The sequence below is a fragment of the Halobacillus sp. A1 genome (assembly GCF_024189295.1).
Lineage (GTDB): Bacteria > Bacillota > Bacilli > Bacillales > Halobacillaceae > Halobacillus_A.
Genome location: NZ_JAIZEN010000083.1, coordinates 1 through 315 on the forward strand (window position 1 = coordinate 1; position 315 = coordinate 315).

Consider the following 315-nt stretch of genomic DNA (forward strand, 5'->3'; position numbering starts at 1 on the left):
GTGTACATTTTTGGCATTGTTTTCTGGGGGAGGCCCCGGGGCCTCCCCCAGAAAACAATCATTACTATGGCCTCAAAGTGTATTATCTTATCTAGCAAGAACTGTCTCATTTAGTCTAGCAGTCACATTTCATTTCTAAATACTTATAGACAGTCGGTCTTGAGATCTTAAGCTCTTTAGCGATTTGTTGTAACCGTCAAGTAGAAATTAACAGTTTTCAACAAATGGAATTCAACAGTTTTCGTTAATTAAGATTCAACACTTAATTCTTCAAATAACACCTTTCGGTATTTCATCCGAATACTGTTCTGCTTC

The 315-nt window shown here is 37.1% G+C and carries 1 pseudogene; it reads right to left on the reverse strand.

Annotation, left to right across the window (positions count from 1 at the left end):
• Positions 1-115: 115 nt before the first annotated feature.
• Positions 116-190: pseudogene (locus tag LF817_RS20505) on the reverse strand (helix-turn-helix domain-containing protein); the annotation flags it as partial.
• Positions 191-315: the final 125 nt, after the last annotated feature.